This is a genomic window from Nocardiopsis valliformis DSM 45023 (genome assembly GCF_000340985.1).
Lineage (GTDB): Bacteria > Actinomycetota > Actinomycetes > Streptosporangiales > Streptosporangiaceae > Nocardiopsis > Nocardiopsis exhalans.
Window position 1 is genome coordinate 26,938 of record NZ_ANAZ01000029.1, and the last position, 15,459, is coordinate 42,396.

The 15,459-nt window shown below is 71.1% G+C and carries 12 protein-coding genes; 11 read left to right on the forward strand and 1 reads right to left on the reverse strand.

All coding sequences use genetic code 11. From position 1 onward, the window contains the following. Positions 1–21 precede the first annotated feature (21 nt). The 9 genes from D457_RS0123990 (at position 22) to D457_RS33275 (ending at position 12,795) form a co-directional block, all read left to right on the forward strand. Positions 22–1,605, forward strand: a complete 1,584-nt coding sequence (locus D457_RS0123990; protein WP_026116964.1) for an Hsp70 family protein — start codon at positions 22–24, stop codon at positions 1,603–1,605. 22 nt (positions 1,606–1,627) lie between these two features. Then, positions 1,628–4,327, forward strand: a complete 2,700-nt coding sequence (locus D457_RS0123995; protein WP_017583225.1) for a fibronectin type III domain-containing protein — start codon at positions 1,628–1,630, stop codon at positions 4,325–4,327. 2 nt (positions 4,328–4,329) lie between these two features. Next, complete coding sequence (locus tag D457_RS0124000) at positions 4,330–5,538, forward strand: hypothetical protein (protein WP_017583226.1); 1,209 nt, start codon at positions 4,330–4,332, stop codon at positions 5,536–5,538. Position 5,539: 1 nt separating this feature from the next. Further along, entirely contained in the window at positions 5,540–7,912 is a 2,373-nt protein-coding gene (locus tag D457_RS0124005) for a GAP1-N2 domain-containing protein (RefSeq protein ID WP_017583227.1), read from the forward strand. Beyond that, the gene (locus tag D457_RS0124010) at positions 7,913–9,544 is read left to right on the forward strand and encodes a TRAFAC clade GTPase domain-containing protein (RefSeq protein ID WP_017583228.1); all 1,632 of its coding nucleotides are present in this window, start codon (positions 7,913–7,915) and stop codon (positions 9,542–9,544) included. After that, positions 9,534–9,743 carry a hypothetical protein gene (locus D457_RS0124015; protein WP_017583229.1) on the forward strand — a complete coding sequence of 70 codons (210 nt, stop codon included), beginning with the start codon at positions 9,534–9,536 and terminating at the stop codon, positions 9,741–9,743. The genes D457_RS0124010 and D457_RS0124015 overlap by 11 nt, the downstream gene beginning before the upstream one ends. 12 nt (positions 9,744–9,755) lie before the next feature. Then, complete coding sequence (locus D457_RS0124020; protein WP_017583230.1) at positions 9,756–11,339, forward strand: Hsp70 family protein; 1,584 nt, start codon at positions 9,756–9,758, stop codon at positions 11,337–11,339. 39 nt (positions 11,340–11,378) lie between these two features. After that, entirely contained in the window at positions 11,379–11,999 is a 621-nt protein-coding gene (locus D457_RS0124025) for a VWA domain-containing protein (RefSeq protein WP_017583231.1), read from the forward strand. Positions 12,000–12,111: 112 nt separating this feature from the next. Further along, on the forward strand, positions 12,112–12,795 hold the full coding sequence (locus tag D457_RS33275; RefSeq protein ID WP_017583232.1) for a DedA family protein: 684 nt from the start codon (positions 12,112–12,114) through the stop codon (positions 12,793–12,795). Positions 12,796–12,883: 88 nt separating this feature from the next. On the opposite strand, the gene D457_RS0124035 is transcribed toward D457_RS33275, so the two are convergent. Then, positions 12,884–13,279, reverse strand: coding sequence for a metallopeptidase family protein (locus D457_RS0124035; protein WP_026116965.1), 396 nt, complete (start codon positions 13,277–13,279; stop codon positions 12,884–12,886). 222 nt (positions 13,280–13,501) lie between these two features. Between D457_RS0124035 and D457_RS0124040 the strand changes: the two genes are divergently transcribed. Beyond that, complete coding sequence (locus D457_RS0124040; RefSeq protein ID WP_017583234.1) at positions 13,502–13,903, forward strand: DUF3499 domain-containing protein; 402 nt, start codon at positions 13,502–13,504, stop codon at positions 13,901–13,903. A 91-nt stretch (positions 13,904–13,994) separates the two neighbouring features. Next, a complete protein-coding gene (locus D457_RS0124045; RefSeq protein ID WP_017583235.1) occupies positions 13,995–15,365 on the forward strand; it encodes a phosphomannomutase/phosphoglucomutase in 1,371 nt (456 codons plus the stop codon). The last annotated feature ends 94 nt before the right edge of the window (positions 15,366–15,459 follow it).

Genomic DNA, 15,459 nt, shown 5'->3' on the forward strand with positions numbered 1-15,459 from the left:
TGTCGAAAAGAGGAACTCTCCGTGAGTGACAGTGTGTACGGGATCGACCTGGGCACGACCTATTCGGCGGTGGCCCGGATCAATGATCAGGGCAGGCCCGAGATCGTTCTCAACTACGACAGCCAGCAGACCACGCCCTCGGTGGTCTACTTCGAGAGCGGGACCAACGCCGTGGTCGGCGGGGAGGCCAAGCGTGAGCAGCGGGCGCAGCCCGATCTCGTCTGCTCGCTGATCAAGCGCCACATGGGCACGGACTTCCCCCAGGAGTTCCACGGCCAGTCCTTCACCCCGGAGAGCATCTCCGCGCTGATCCTCAAGGAACTGGTGACCACCGCCAACGGGGAACGCAGCGAAGGGCTCGACAAGGTCGTCATCACCGTTCCCGCCTACTTCGGGGTCAAGGAGAAGGAGGCCACCAAACAGGCCGGCCAGATCGCCGGACTGGACGTGGTCGGCATCGTGACCGAGCCGGTCGCGGCGGCGCTGTCACTGGAGATCCGGGGGGAGCACCCGGAGACGGTCCTCGTCTACGACCTGGGCGGGGGCACTTTCGACACCACCGTCATGCGGGCGGAGGCCGGCCGGGTCGAGGTGGTCAACATCGACGGGAACAGGACCCTGGGCGGAGCGGACTGGGACACCGCCCTCACCCAGCTGATCGTGGACAAGTTCGTCGAACAGGCGGCTTTGGGCGACGAGGACCCGATGGCGGACGAGGAGTTCGAGACCGAGCTCACGGCACAGGTCGAGGAGACCAAGAAGTCGCTGACCAAAAGGGAGAAGGCCACCGTCCGCTGTCGTTTCGAGGACAGGGCCGAGACGATCGAGGTCACGCGCGCTGAGTTCGAGGACGCCGCCCGTCACCTGGTCAACCAGACCCTGGACATCGCGCAGCGGACCGTGGCCACCGCACAGGAGAAGTCCCCGGGGCTCCAGATCGACCGGGTCCTGATGGTGGGCGGGTCCGCCAGGATGCCCATGATCGAGCGGGCGCTGCGCGAACAGCTCGGCTGGGATCCGGTCCGGACCGACTTCGACCTGGCGGTAGCCAAGGGCGCGGCCGTCTACGGACAGGCAGCGGTCGATGAGGTCCTGTCCATCGACGGCGGGGAGGAGGCGGCGACCGGAGGCACGGAGGAGAGGTTCTTCCTCGGCGGTACCCCGAGGCTCAGCGTCACCAACGTCCTCTCCCGCGGTCTCGGGGTCAGGCTCGTACGCCGCGGCGACGAGCCCTACGTCTCCTTCCTCGTGCACGCCAACGACGCCATCCCCGCCAGTTCGGCCCCCCTGCCCGCCGTGACCAGCGTGGACGACCAGGAGTACGCGGGGATCGCGCTCTACGAGCAGGGCGGGGAACGCGAGTCGGAGGCCGTGGAGGACAACAGGCTGCTCCAGGAGAAGCAGCTTCCGCTGCCGCCCTCTCTTCCCGCGGGGTCGCCGGTCGAGATCACTCTCATCGTGACCGCCGAAGGGCTGGCCCGGGTGACGGCCCACGAACCGGGGAGCGGCCAGAGCATCGACGTGGAGTCGCAGGTCTCCGAGCTCAGCCAGGAAGAGGTCGAGCAGGCGACCAAGCAGGTCTCGGGTCTCTCACTGCGTTCCTGAACAGCCGGAAAGGGGGCCAGGGGTGGTGTTCGACGCCAAGAAGTACAGAAAAGCAGTCATCGGGCTGGAACGGGACAAGGAGCGGATGGCGCTGCTCTCGGATGCCACCCGGGAGTTCCAGGGGGAGGACGGGATCACCGCCATCGCCCGGCTCAACCTGGCCGAGCTGTTCGCGGTGGAGCCGTCGATGCGCGGGCCGGAGCTGGAGAAGCACCTGAGCAGTGTGGAGGCCACGCTCAATCCCCTCGTGAAAAAGAGCCGACAACCGGCCCAGTTGTTGAAGAGACTGCTGGGGCTGCTGCGTCAGTCCGGCGAGCCGGTGCACACACCGGAGTTCTGGGCCGGGCTCGCCAAGGCCCGGGTGCGGGCCCTGCGCGAGCAGTTGGCGGAGTTCGCCCGCGCGGTGGCGCAGGAGCGCCCGCTGAAGGTGGTGCTGGCGGCCCAGGTGGCCGAGCAGGCCGCCGGAGCGGGATTGGCAGGGGTGACTGAGCAGGAGCTGGTCAAGGCGCTCTCCGACCACGGGGTGCGGGTGACCTCCGACTTCGAGGTTCCGAAGATCATCGTGCACCCGTCCGTGGGTAAGGTGACCGGCTTCCCGGAGTTCCGGACCATCGTCGACGTGCTGACCCGTCCTGAGCGGCACGGAGACATCAGGGTCGTCGACGAGCTCGCTTTCGGGGAACCCCTGTGCCGCCCAGGCCAAGAGGCGGTGCGTGAGGCCAAGGAACGCCTCGAACGCCAGGAGGCGCGAGTCGACGAGAAGGCCCGGCAGGCCGCCCAGAACGCGCTCTCGTCACTGGCGACCGACTACGCGTCCCCCGAAAAACTGCACGCCCTGGCCCTGGCCACCCTGGCCAGGACCACCGAGGAACTGCTGCAACGCGGCCTGCCGCTGCCGATCGTGCGCGACGAGCTCGTCAAGCGGGGCGTGCACAAGGTCGACGCCGCCCGGCTGGTCACCAAACTGTCCGCGACCACCCAGGTGCTCAACCTGAACGATGTCACGGAACGGTTGGCCAGCGGTGCGCTGGGTGAGGCCAGGAGGCTGCTCGACGCCCTGCCCGTACAGGAGGGCGAGGAGCCCGGAGAGCGCGACCGGGTCACAGCACAGGTCGAAGCCGCGGAAAAGAAGAAGGACGACAGCGTCGCGCGGTACGAGTCGGCGGTCAGGGCCAGGGACTACGTGGCCGCCGCGACCGCGCTGCGGGACGCCCTGGCCGTGGACCCCCAGGACGAAGAGCTGCGCGCCCGGCTCGGGCGCCTGCCGCCCCTGCCCCCGGCGAACGTGGTGACGCGGACCGAGGGTCGCTCGCTCACGGTGTCCTGGACGGCCGACGGCGAGGAGTCGGTCCGCTACACGGTGGTGCGGACCACGGGCGGGGTCCCGGCCAACCGGGAGGACGGCGACCTTCTCGCCGGTGACCTCGACCGGACCCTCTTCCGGGACGAGAACCCGCCGGTGGGCACCCGGGTGCGCTACTCGGTCTTCGCCACCCGCGACGGCTCCCTGTACTCGGACCCGGCCTCGGCCGTCTGCGTCGTCCTGCCCCCGCCGTTCGACCTGGCCGCCTCGGCCGGTGAGACGGACGTGTCGCTCTCCTGGGGGACACCGCCGGAGGCCGCTGACGTTATCGTCACACGGACCGCACCGGACGGCGGGCAGCACAAGCACCGCCCCTCGACACCGGGGCAGCTGTCCGCCACCGGGCTGGTAACCGGGACCAGGTACCGTTTCTCGGTCCAGGCCGTCTACCTGCTGGCGGGCGGGGGACGGCAGGTCTCCGAGGCGGTCGAGGCGGACGCCACCCCGCGAGGTGCTATCCGGGCCGTCGACGACCTGCACGTCGAGTCGGTCGACGGCGGCCACCGGGCGAGCTGGGCGTCCATCGCCGGCTACCCGGTCGAGCTGTGGGTCCTGCCTGTAGCCGCGCAGGTGGGCTCCGGGGACCGTCTCTCTCAGGCCGAACTGGCCAGCCTGCGGGGGAGCCGACTCACACTGCGGCCCGGCGGGGGCGCCGACGGGCGCACCGTGCGCGAGTTCGACACCCTTGAGAACGTCAGCCTGCTGGTGCCAGTGACGCTGGACGGTGACGGGGGGCTGGCAGGCACACCGCGGATCACCGGCTCCGCACCCTCGGTGCGCACACCCACCGCGGAACGGCTGGGCGACCAGCTCCGCCTGTCCTGGCAGTGGCCCCGGGGCGACTACCTGATCGAGGTCGGCTGGACTTCCGGCGGGCACAGGGCCAGCCGCAGGTTCTCGCGGACCAGGTACAACGAGGAGGGCGGGGCCCGGATCCCGGAGGCGGACGGGATCAGCGACGTCACCCTGGCCACGGTCGTACGCGCCGGGACCCGGGAGTGGGTGTCCTCCCCCGTCCCGGTCCCGGTGAGCGGTACGGCCCCGGTGGTGCGCTACAGCCTCGCCGTCAAGCGGTCCAGGCTGAGTGGCAGGGGCACCGCCAGGGTGACGGTCGAGTCCCCGGCGTTCGGTGGCGCGGTCCGCTCCCTCACTGTCCTCAAAGAGGCGAAGTTCATGCCCGCAAGCTCCCAGGACGGGACCGTGGTGGACCGCCGCCTCCTGGACTTCACCGAACAGCGTTCCCTCACCTACGAACTCAACCTGGGCAGGGTCACCGCGCCGTTCTGGGTGCGGCTGTTCCCCGAACCGGACAGCGCCGTCCGGTTCGAAGATCCCCCGACAAGCCAGATGCGAGGCTAGAGGTGACACTTTTCCGCAGGACGGCCCCGTGCCCGTACTGCTACGCCGAGATCAACCCCAGGTACCTGGCCTACCGGTGCTCCGGGCAGCACGCGGCGGGTCGGGAGCCGTGCGGGACCAAGGTCGACACGGTCCGCAGGGAGCACTTCGCCGACACCCTGCTGTACCTGCCCGTCATCGCCCGCAAGATGACGCAGGACGGGCGGCCGCAGGCGAAGTTCGTCTCCGAGCCCCGCTGCAAGGACTGCGGTGCCGTCCCCGGCCCACCGGTGTGTCCGGAGTGCCACTCGCTGCTTCCCGACGAGTACGGAACCGACTCGGCCCTCTTCGGGCTGGTCGGGGTCCGCGGGGCGGGTAAGACGGTCATGCTCTCGGTCCTGGACTCGGACTTGCAGACCACCGTCGCTGACCGCTTCGACGCGGCCATCGACGCCCCCGGCGGCAAATCCGGCCTCACCAGGGAGCTGCGGGTGTTCCACCAGATCATGAGCGAGGGCAGCGGGGAGATCCCCGCCCAGACCGATGGGAACCGCGGCGGGAAGAAGACACCGGCGGTGTACACGTGGCGGTACGACCGCAAGGGGCCGCTGGGGATCTCCCGGCCCGCGTACACGGTCTTCTCCTTCTACGACAACGCCGGCGAGGACTTCGCGACCACCGAGTCCGCCCTGACCCAGCGCTACCTGGGTGCCACCTCCGGGATCATCCTCCTCCTGGACCCGTTCGGCTTCCCCGAGAACAAGAAGCTGGCGCAGGACAAGGGCATGGATTTCATGGAGACCGGACCGGAGGAGGTGGTCGAGGCCGTCACCGCGGTCCTGCGCGCCACCGGGAAGGTCAAGCGCAAGAGGAAGATCAGGCAGCCCGTCGCGGTGGTGGTGTCCAAGATCGACGCCTTCTTCGACCAGATACCGGCCGACCACCCCCTGCGCAAACCGTCCTCCGCCCGTCCGCTGTTCGACGAGACCGAGTCCCAGTCTGTGCACGACCACATGGGGTCCCTGATCGAGCAGTGGGGCGGGGTCGGCCTGATCCGGAAACTGGAGCACAACTACACCACCTTCCGTCTCTTCGGCGCCTCGGCCCTGGGGGCCGAACCGGACTACACGACCAGACGGGTCAACAGCCGCGGACTGCTGCCGCACCGCGTCGCCGAGCCGCTGCTGTGGCTCCTGGCGACCCGGGGTTTCGTTCCGTCGACGGGAGGATGACATGGCCTTCGAGGTAGCGATCTACACCGACGTCACGGCCGCCGAGGCGATCGACGGCGTCGACGGCTTCAACTTCCAGGCCGTTTCCCCCGGCCTGACCGGCGGTGACCAACAGCTCATCCGGGAGAGCCTGCTCCACCGGGTCATCCCGTCCTGGTCGCTCGGGCACGACGCGCTCAGCCACCCGGCCACCTGTGCCTTCCAGGTCAGGGACGGGCGCGGCTACCTGTCGCGCGGCCTGTCCACGGGTGCCACGAACAGCGGCCGCCCGGGCAACCAGGTCACCCAGGTCATCACCACCTCCGACCCCGACGACTTCGTCCCCTACCGCCCGGCGCAGCTCTACGGGGCCGTGCGGTGGAGCTTGGAGAAGGCGCGGGGGAAGACCGTCGACCCCTGGGTGACACCGTTGGAGATCCGCCCCGAGTTCGAGGTGGACGCCCTACGGGAACTGGTCGTCGGGGACGCGTGGGCTCAGTCGGTCCTCCCGCACTACCTGGCGATGATCGACGCGGCCACCGCCCCGGAACCGAAGAAGGCGGTGCTGCTCCACACCGACCTCGACGAGGTCATGCGGTGGATCGCGCTGGGCACGCTCTTCGTCGACGCCGAACGGGCCCGGAGCCTGCGCTTCCGGGCGCTGGTGGACGACCCCTGGCGCGTCGACGCCCCGCTGGTGGGGGTCAGCCCCGAGTTCGGTACGGCTGACCTGTCCGCCGCTCACGTGCTCGACCTGGCCCGGCGGACGGTTCCGGACATCGAGCCCGGCGAGGCCACGCGGACACGGGCCGCGTGGTTCGTCGAGCACGACGCCTCCGACGCGCTGAACGCCGTCGAGACCGCCCGGCGGTGGGAGGCGCCGCTCGGCGCCGTGCTCGCCAATGACGCGGCCGGCCTGGTCAGCATCGCGGAGCCGGTCACGGCAGGGGCCTTCGCCTGGCGCTCGGCCGTGTCGGCGATCGACGGGCTGGCCGAGGCCGGGTTCATCGACGACCTGTCCCTGTACGGGGAGGATCTGTGCGAGGCGGCGGTCACCTACGGCCCGCGCACGGCGGAGGAGTTCGCCCTGGCCGGACGCGCGGTCCGGCGCACGCTCGACCTGGAGCTGGACGAGGTGGCCACCGGGATGCTCGTGCCGCTGCTGGAAGCGCTCGCGGCCGCCCCCGGCCAGGCCGGGGCGTGGGCCCGCGAACTGTCCGGGGCCGGGGCGCCGGTGCGGTGGGCGGGGAACGAGGAACGGGCGGCGGCCGGTGCGTTCCTGGGAGAGCTGCTCGGCTCGGCGCCCGCGGAGGCACTGCCCGAACTCCTGGCCGCCGCCCGGGTGGTCGGGGCCCCGGTGGGTACGGCGCCGCTGAGAGCCGCGGTCGACCGGCTCTCGGCGCTGTGGCTGCGGGACGCGGAGCTGGGGCGTGACCGGTGGCGGGACTGGCTCGCCGGAGCCGAGGTGATCGCGGTCACCGCGCGCCGCCTGGTGAACGCCTTCCGGGCGGGCGATAGCCGGGCGGTGGCTGCCCTGGTCCGGGGCGACTGGGACTTCCTCGTCGGTGAGCAGCGCGACCCCGACCTGGGGGGGTGGCTGCTGGCCGGGCAGATCGGCCGTCTCCCCGCCGCCGAACGCGAAGGACCGACCGGGAGGGCCACCACCCTGCCGGGCGAGGCGTGGCGGGTGGTGCTGGCCGACTCCGACCTCTACCGGAACACGTCCCTGTGGGCCGGGTGGGTCTCCAGGCACGGGTACACCGCCGACCTGATGTCCGTTCTCAGGACGGAGGTCGAGCGGGCGCTGCGGTCCGCTCCGGGAGCGGAACGGGACGTGGCCCTGGCCGACTGGCCGCCGCTCATGGAGAGCCTCGTCGGCGCCCCGGATCGGAGGGTGGCCCAGGTGGCCGACGAGTTCGCCCGGGTCCAGGTCGACCTCGACGCCCTGTGCGAGGAGGTGCGCAAGCGCCCCCGCGCATCCTTCGGCGCGGTGCTCTCCCGGATACGGCCGCTCGCCCCGCTGCTGCTGGAGGACATCGGCTGGCTGCTGCTGAACTCGGAGAACCCGGACGAGAAGACGAGGCTGGCGCGGACCGTCTCCCCGTGGGGCCCGGACGCGATGCGGTCCTACGTGGTGCACCTGGCGGAGAACCGCAACGACATCCAGGCGATCGAGCTCGCGCTGCGCCTGCGCTCCGACCCGGAGCCGCAGGTGTCGGCCGCCGGCGAGGCGGCCCTGGACCGGCTCGTCGAGTCCCGGCCGAGGCTGGTCAACGAGGCGAAGGGGAGGATCCGTACCCGCGGGGAGCTGGAGAGGTACCTGCGGCAGCGCTCTCAGGGGCCACAGAGCCGTCAGCGGACGCCCCGGTTCTTCGGCTGGAGGAGGGGAAGGTAGATGGAAGAGCTCGCAGGCTGGCTGATCGGCGGGGCCCTGATCGTGGCCCTCGTCGTCTTCGTGCTGTGGGTCGTCGTGGCCCTGCTCGTGCGCATCCTCGCCTGGATCCTGGTCCTCTGGGTGCTGGGACTGGTCGCGGGGCTCGTCGCCGGTATCGGCACCGGTGTGGTCCTGCCCGCGCGCGTACTCGTCGGAAGGGCGCAGGGGAAACCGGTGATCGCCACCCCCGACGCGGTCGTGGCGGGGGACGTCCTGGGCCGGGTTCCGAACGGGCCGGCCAAGTACTTCGGCTGGGACCACGCCTGGCCGGTCTACCACCCCTACCAGGCCCGTTGGGACGCCAACGCCGTGCTGGCCGAGGTGGAACGGCTGTCCAAGGACTCCTTCGCCTGGATCATGGAACGGTGGCTCCTGGCACTCGCGGCCCTGCCCGTCTTCGTCGGTTTCGCCGTGGGTGCCTGGGCCTCCGTTCTGGCCTGGTACGTCGTGATGTGGTTGCTCGGCCTGGTGATCCACCTGGGGCAGTGGGTCGGTGTCCTCGGCTGCCGCTCGTTCGACTACCTGACCCGCTGGAACAGGAGGGCGGTGCTGCGGTGCGTCAAGTGCTACCGGATCACGACCGTGCCCAGCTACCGGTGCGCCAACCCCGACTGCGCGACCGTGCACCACGACGTCCGACCCGGCCCCCAGGGTGTCGTCCACCGGCGTTGCGGCTGCGGCACGAGCATCCCGGTGGCGGTCGGCGGGGCCGCCAAGCGCCTGGTCACCGTCTGCCCCTTCTGCCTCCAGGACCTACCTGAGGGCAGCGGCGTCAGACGGGTCCTGCTCCTGCCGGTCATCGGCGCTGTCAGCGCGGGCAAGACCCAGTTCCTGTCCAGCGGCGTGGTGGGGCTGCGCGAGTGGGCCGAGACGCTGTCGGGGGCGCTCACTCCGCTGACGTCGGTGGCGGACGAGTTCCTGAGGTCCGCGACTACCGCGGTCGCCACCGACCAGAAGGTGGAGAAGACCGCGTGGGAGGACCGGCCCGAGGGGGTGCCGCTCATCCTGACCCTGCGGGGACGGGAGGTCGAGATCCAGATCATGGACGCGGCCGGGGAGAACTTCGTCGATTGGGAGCGTTCGGGGTCCCTGGGCTACATCGCCACCGCTGACATCCTGCTGTTCGTCCTCGACCCGCTGGCCCTACCCGAGGTGAACGAACGGCTGCGTGTCGCACAGGAGGAGGTCGAAGTCCCGATCGCCCAGGGCGACCAGGCGGACGCCTACGCGAGCGTGGTCGACCGGCTACGGGCCCAAGGCGTGCGGCTGAGAGGCAAACGGCTGGCCATCGTGCTGACCAAGCTCGACGTGCTCCGGAGGATCCCCGACACCGGTGCGATGGACCCCGCGGACGGCGGCTCCGTCAGGGAGTGGCTCAAGGCAAACGGGGCGCACGGGCTGGTCCGGCGGATCGACCGGGACTTCCGCGACGCCGACTACTTCGCGGTCGGCTCGCGCGGGATCCGTGACGGCACCGACCCGGTCCACCCGGTCCGGGTCCTGGACTGGGCGCTGAGGAAGACCAACACGCGGATGACGGTTCTCCCCGAACCCGAGACCGTCCTGATGGGGGAGGACAAGGGTGAAGGATGACATACCGCTGGTCTACTGGACGTTCCGGGGAGTGTGGACGGCGGTGCACGTCGCCCTCGTGGCCTGCGCCGCCTGGGCCCTGTTCGCCTGGGGGCTCACAGACGGGAACGCCGAGCGCGCTGTCTCCGGCTTCCTGGGCGGCCTGTTCGAGTTCCAGCGGACGGTCGCGGGGATCGTCCCCTGGCCGTGGGGCATGTAGGGCGGACGACACATGACGACCGGTATCGGGATCGATCTCGGAACGACGTACTCCTGTGTGTTCCACCGGACCGCCGACGGCCACGAGAACGTCGTGGCCGGACTCGACGGCGGCGGGCTTACGCCCTCCGTGGTCCACTTCGCCGACGGCGGCCGGGTGGTGGTCGGCGCGGATGCCAAACGGATGCTGGAACACGACCCGGAGAACGTGGTCACCGGGATCAAACGCCAGATGGGACGGCGCTTCCCCCAGGAGTTCCACGGTCGGCGCCTCACTCCGGAGGGGATCTCCGGCATCATCCTGCGCCACCTGGCCGCCGACGCGGTGCGGGAGCTGGCCGTCGACCCCTGCGACCTCGCCGCCGTGATCACGGTTCCGGCCTACTTCGGGGTGGCCGAGAAGGAGGCGACCCACGCGGCCGCGGAGATCGCCGGGCTGCGCTGCCTGGAGCTCTTGGCGGAGCCGGTGGCCGCGGCCTACTCCTACGGGCTGGCGGACGAGCCGGACCGCACCTCGCTGGTGTTCGACCTCGGCGGGGGCACCTTCGACGTCGCCGTGGTCGGGACGCACGGGGGCGTCCCCCGTGTGTGGGCGGTGGACGGCGAGACCGACCTGGGTGGACTCGACTGGGACGGCCGCGTCCAGGACCTGCTGTGGGAGGGGATGGACGGGCTGCCCGATGCGGACGACCTCCGGTACGACGAGGACGTCGCGGGTGCGGTCGAGGCCGCCGCGGAGCGGGTCAAGCGCCGTCTCACCGGCCGGGAGCGGGTGACGGAGCGGCTGCGCCTGCGAGGGCGGACCGTGGAACTGCGGGTGGACCGACGGGCCTTCGAGACCGCCGCGCGCGACCTCGTCGCGCGCTGCCTGGACACTGTGAGCCGGGTGACGGGGGAGGCGGCGCGCGTCGCGCCCGCGGTCGGGCAGGTGCTCCTGGTCGGCGGATCGACCCGGATGCCGATGATCCGTGAGGCCCTCGCCTCCCGGCTGGGCCTGCCCGTGCGGCTGACCGACCCTGACAAGGCGGTGGCGCGCGGAGCCGCGATCCTGGCCGACCAGCTGGCGGGCCGGGGAGCCCCGGCCGGGACCAACGGCTCGCGACCGGGCGCGTCCGGAGCGCTGTCGAGGATCACCCCGGTACTGCCCCGGGCCATCGGCATCCTGACGCACTCCAGCCGGGAGCCCTGGCGGCCGGAGCCGTACGTTCACCACTTCCTACCGGCCAACACCCCGCTGCCGATCGAACGCCGAGAGCACACCGTCGCGACCATTGCCGAGGGGCAGGAACGGGCGCGTATTCGCCTCTACGAACAGGGCGGTGCGGTGGTCTCCAGGGAACCGGAGGACAACCGGGTCGTCCTGGAGGGGGAGGTCTCGGGCATCCCGCCCCGCCCCTCGGGCAGCCCTCTGGTGCTGTTGGTCTCCGTCGACCTCGACGGACGGATCACCGTCGAGTCGTCGGTTCAGGAGCAGCGCACCCCGCTGTCGCGGAGCAAACGTACGGAACTGGTGGTCGAGGCCTTCATCCACGGTGTGGCGGACGACGCCGAGGTCGCCGCGGAGAAGCGGGTCGTCGACGGCCTGACCCTGGAATGAACCGACCCTGGACCGGTCTTGGAAACGAAAGGCGGCATCGTGGCTGCGGGATGGACGCGTAGGACCTTCGACTCCGACGGGGTGACCGAGCACCCCACCGGGCCGCACCTGCAAAGGCTGCGGGAACGGTCCGGCGGAGCGGTGGTACTAGCCCTGGACGTCAGCGGATCCATGACGGGCGACCGGATCGCCACGGCGGTGATCGGCTGCCGACGGTTCATCGACGAGGCGGTCGGAGCCGGGTACCGGGTCGGGCTGACCCTGTGGCACCACGGTGTGGCCGACAGCGTCGCCCCGGCCGCCGATCCGGCCGAGGCCCGGAAGCTGCTTGACCGGGCGAGGACGAACGGCGGTAACGACCTCGTCCCCTGCCTGGAATTGGCACAGCGGCAGCTGATGGCCGTGGAGGCCGCAGACCGCGTGCTGGCCGTCTTCGGTGACGGGGACCTCGGTAACCGGCAGCGGTCCGAGGCCAAGGCCGCGGAGCTGTCCCGGGACGGCATCCGCATCCTGACCTGCGGTCTGGGGGAGGGGAGCGCCCAGGCGCTCGCGGCCGTCTCCACCGAAGGCGACGAGCGGGCGGCGCCCCGGACGGCGAGCGACGCCACCCTCGCGGACTCCATCGCCGCGATGGCCCGGGGCCTGACCCGGGGAAGGTGACCCGCGCCGGCTGAGAGGTGGGTGTGCGGAGTGATCCGTGGGCAGGCGCGTCGCGGGAACAGGGCTGTGGGCGCGGGGCGCAACGTTGAGTGTGGACGGAGGGAGCGGCGGCATGGGCGGTTGGTGGACCTGGGTCGAGGACCTGCTGCACTCCGTGGGTGAGCCCGCGGGCGGGCTGATTGACCGGGTCCAGGCCGTGGACCCGGCTCTGAGGGCGCTTCTCGCTGGCCTGGCCGCCCTGTTGGAGACGAACGTGGTCACCGGCCTGGTAGTGCCGGGGGACACCGTGATGCTGGTGGCCTCGGCCGCCGTGACGAGCCCGGGGGAGGGGGTGCTGCTGGGGGGCGCGGTCTCCGTCGGGGCGTTCGTCGGCGAGGTGACGGGGTACTGGCTCGGGCGCTGGGCGGGGCCGGCCCTGGACCGGGGGCCGTGGTCGCGGCGGCGGGCCGTGCGACAGCGCGCCGGTCTGGTCGCGCGGATGGTGGAACGCCACGGCGGCCCGTGGATCCTCCTGTCCAGGTTCCTGCCGGTCCTGCGGACCGTCACCCCGTTCGTGGTGGGTGTGCATGCCTTCCCGTTCCCGCGGTTCGTCGCCTGGGCGGCCCCGTCCTGCGTGCTGTGGTCGGCCCTGTTCGTGACCGTCTACGCCACGGCCAGCTCCTCGCTGCGCGGGGGCGGTTCACCTTTCCTGGGCGCGGGCCTGGCCCTGCTGGGCATGGTGTTGTTCAGCGGGGCGCTGCTCGCGCAGTTCCTGATCGAGTACCGGCACCGGAAACGGGCGGACGCACAGGTGTGACCCGTGTGCTCCCCGCTGGGTGAGCGGGGCCCGGGCGGGGACGACCCGTACCAGGGCCGTGCGCGGTCCGGGCCCGTTGGGCGGTCGGTCAGTTCTCCGGATCCACCGATTCCGGTTCCACCCCGAGCAGGTTGGCGACCTCCTCGACCACGGTTTCGTGGACCAGGAGGGCCATCTCGTCGGGATCTTTGGTCCGTATCTCCACGGGCCGCCGGTAGACGATGATCCGCGCCCGACCCGCGGGGTCGGTCTCCAGGCGGGAGAAGGGGATCGTTTCGGTCGGGTTCCCGTGGCGCGGAACCGGGGGAACGTCCTCCACGAGGAAGTCGACGTTCGCCAGCTCACGCGCCCACAACCGCTCCAGGCGTTCGACGGCGTCCAGGACAAGGTCGTCGAAGGCCTGCGCTCGGCTGCGGGAGACGGGCAGGTCAGCGGGCACGAGAGGACCGCGGATGCCTCGGCCGCGGCGGTCCCGGCGCCGCACTCGGTCTGGTTGGCCACTGGAAAGGCGCACACGTCGCACACCTTGAGACTAAGCCATCACGAGCCCCCCGCGTAGTCCTGTGGGCCCAGGAGTACCGAGAAGGGGGTCCCGTGCCCGGCAGGGGCCCGCGACCTGCCCGGGTCAAGAACTCTCGCCCAAAAACTGTGCGGGTCATGGGACGATGCTGGCGTGTCCCTCGGTAAAGGCATACAGTCAAACGCTGTGAGCCATGTTCGACGCTGTTCCCGCACCGCGTGCAGGCAGCCCGCCGTATTCACGCTCACGTACGTCTACGCCGACTCCACAGCTGTTCTCGGTCCGCTCGCCGCCTACGTGGAACCGCACTGTTACGACCTGTGCGCCGTTCACGCGGAGCGGTTGACCGCACCGCGCGGCTGGGAAGTCGTTCGGCTTCCGGTCGAGACGTCGGGAGGTGGTCCCGGCAGTGATGACCTGGAGGCCCTCGCCGACGCCGTACGTGAGGCGGCGAGGCCCCCGGCGCGCCCTGAGCCGTCCCCCGGTGAACCCGTGGGGGAGGGCCAGGAAACCCTGCGCCGCGGTCATCTGCGCGTGGTCAAGTCCGACCGCGGCGACCAACGTCCGCCGCACCACCCCAACGGCTGAGCCCGCGACCTCTTGCTAGTTTTGTACGGCGCTCGATCGAAACTGGGCGCTGGACCGAATTCGTCGCAGAACCGACCTGGCCGGAGCAGACGTGGCTGATCTCGGAAGCATCTTCAAGGCATACGACGTGCGCGGTGTGATTCCGGACACCTTCAACGCAGACATCGCCCGGGCGGTCGGCGCCGCCTTCGCCCGCGTGGTCGGCGGTCCCGCCGTCGTCGTCTCCCATGACATGCGCCCCTCTTCCCCGGAACTGGCCCGGGCCTTCGCTGACGGCGTCACCTCCCGTGGCGTGGACGTGGTGTTCGCCGGACTCGGCTCCACCGACCTGCTCTACTACGGCTCGGGCTCCCTCGACCTGCCCGGCGCCATGTTCACCGCCAGCCACAACCCGGCCGAGTACAACGGCATCAAGATGTGCCGCGCCGGAGCCGCGCCGATCAGCGGCGAGACCGGCCTGGACGACATCCGCGCCCTGGCCGAGAAGATCCTCGACGGCGCCGACGACGCGCCCGCCCACGACGGCCCCGAAGGCACCGTCACGGAGCGGGACCTGCTGGCCGGCTACGCCGACTACCTGCGCGACCTCGTCGACCTCTCCGGGTCCCGCCTGCTCAAGGTCGTGGTGGACGCGGGCAACGGCATGGGCGGCCACACCGTCCCGGCCGTCCTGGAGCAGGGCCTGCCGCTGGAGATCGTCCCCCTTTACTTCGAGCTGGACGGCACCTTCCCCAACCACCCGGCCAACCCGCTGGACCCGGACAACCTGGTCGACCTCCAGGCCCGGGTCCGCGAGACCGGAGCCGACATCGGCCTGGCCTTCGACGGCGACGCCGACCGCTGCTTCGTCATCGACGAGCGCGGCGAGCCTGTCTCCCCGTCCGCGGTCACTGCCCTGGTCGCCGCCGAGGAGCTCAAGCGCGAGCCCGGCAGCACGGTCATCCACAACCTCATCACCTCCGCCGCGGTCCCCGAGATCGTCGCCGAGCGCGGCGGCAACCCCGTGCGCACCCGGGTCGGCCACTCCTACATCAAGGCGACCATGGCCGAGACCGGAGCGATCTTCGGCGGTGAGCACTCCGCCCACTACTACTTCCGGGACTTCTGGAAGGCCGACACGGGTATGCTCGCGGCCATGCACGTCCTGCGGGTCCTGGGCGCGGACGAGCGTCCGCTCTCGCAGATCACGGAGGAGTACTCCCGGTACGCGGCCTCGGGTGAGGTCAACTCCGAGGTCGCCGACGCCCCCGGCCGCATGGCCGCGGTGCGCACGGCGTTCGAGGGCGGGGACGGGGTCACCGTCGACGAACTCGACGGCCTCAGCGTCACCCTGCCCGGCGGGGCGTGGTTCAACCTGCGGGCCTCCAACACCGAACCGCTGCTGCGGCTCAACGTGGAAGCTCCCGACGACGCCGCCGTGGCCGACCTGCGCGACGAGGTCCTGGCCATCGTCCGCGCCTGACCCGGTCCAGTAACCGGCTGGACCCCGGCCGGGATCTGACCGGGGTCCCGCCGGCACCCGACCGGTACGCGGTTCGGTCGCGCCGTCAGGGCGC

Coding starts and splice junctions, on each gene's coding strand:
- D457_RS0124005 (WP_017583227.1), top strand. CDS start 5,540: ATGGCCTTCGAGGTAGCGATCTACACCGACGTCACGGCCGCCGAGGCG.
- D457_RS0124010 (WP_017583228.1), top strand. CDS start 7,913: ATGGAAGAGCTCGCAGGCTGGCTGATCGGCGGGGCCCTGATCGTGGCC.
- D457_RS0124020 (WP_017583230.1), top strand. CDS start 9,756: ATGACGACCGGTATCGGGATCGATCTCGGAACGACGTACTCCTGTGTG.
- D457_RS33275 (WP_017583232.1), top strand. CDS start 12,112: ATGGGCGGTTGGTGGACCTGGGTCGAGGACCTGCTGCACTCCGTGGGT.